Here is a 1,183-nt window from a genome sequence, read left to right as displayed (position 1 = left end):
TGTTTAGCCATAAATCACCTCTCAATTAGACCCTAGATCTAACTTAGTAAAGTGTCTACTAAACGTGGGGTACTCGGGCTCATAACGCCGCATTAAGGTGTGAGCAACGCTAACACGAAACCCAACCATACCACCGTAAACACTAAACCCAACGATGGAATGAAAAATGCCAAGCGTTGGGAATCACTCTTAAATGCTTTGTTAAGTGTATTTTGACTCCACATATCCTTTAAGAGTATTTACACCAAAAAACAGCGTAATCATCCCGAAAACTATCGGGACTAAATAAAACACCCAACCAATTGAATTTATGATTGCTACATTCGTTGGTGAACCAGAATCAACCCCACTTAGCATTCCAACAGCGAATTTAACTGCAAACAACGTAAGTACAATAAACAATATTGTGGCAAAAAGGCTCACCTGCCAAAACTGCTTACTCAGATCAACCAGTTCATTAAACACATGTTCTATCGAAGATTTCCTTGCCAATTTAGCCTCCTTACTTGTAGATACACTTAACGCCGCGTTAAGGGGTGAACAACGCTATACCACCCAACTTAAACCATTGTGCCATAAACACAAAAGCCAAACTTTGAACCAAAACTGCCAAGCGTTGAGAATCCCTCTTGAACGCCTTGTTATGCGTGCGTTACCCGCATATTTTTAACCAATCTTTCTTAGTTGGCATCGTATCAAACTGCGGTATACCGTCATTTATGAAACCAACATCCCAACTTGCGCGAGAACCGACATAAACATGAGCAGAAACTTTCGTCTCCACAGGCTCGGACAATAGACCTGCGGGCACCCAATATGAATCACCGCTTGAGCTAATATTTGGTACTGGGCAACCACACTGACAACAAAACTCAGATTTAAAACCTGAGCTTGTGGAGAATGACCTAATTTGATGTTCGCCGGAACGCCACTTAAAACTTGATGCTTTAACAATCAACGCTGAGTTTGATGAAGAACCCGATATCTTGCGACACAGAGAACAATGGCATTGATAGATGGCTGGTAATTCGCCTGACAACTCAAACGAAACCTCTCCACACAAACAGTTTCCTTTCAAATTTAATTCTTCCTTGTTAATTAGTACGCTGGTGTACCCCACAAAAAGTAGACAGTACATAACTACATACTTTCGTACTCAACTGGGCTGACGTGCCCCAACGCT

General features: G+C 41.8%; 2 protein-coding genes. Both read right to left on the bottom strand.

The genetic code is table 11. The features are described 5' to 3' along the window. Nucleotides 1-201: 201 nt before the first annotated feature. A complete protein-coding gene (locus R7Z50_RS24495; RefSeq protein WP_069527732.1) occupies nucleotides 202-492 on the bottom strand; it encodes a hypothetical protein in 291 nt (96 codons plus the stop codon). Between the two features lie 160 nt (nucleotides 493-652). After that, nucleotides 653-1,138: a GFA family protein gene (locus tag R7Z50_RS24490; RefSeq protein WP_318149346.1), complete on the bottom strand. Its 486-nt coding sequence runs from the start codon at nucleotides 1,136-1,138 to the stop codon at nucleotides 653-655. Nucleotides 1,139-1,183: the final 45 nt, after the last annotated feature.

It is taken from the genome of Vibrio sp. 1249-1 (assembly GCF_033340495.1).
This window is presented reverse-complemented; position numbering and strand designations above follow the sequence as displayed.

Excerpts from the sequence above, each read along its gene's own strand:
- R7Z50_RS24490 (WP_318149346.1), bottom strand. The coding sequence starts at position 1,138 with ATGTACTGTCTACTTTTTGTGGGGTACACCAGCGTACTAATTAACAAG.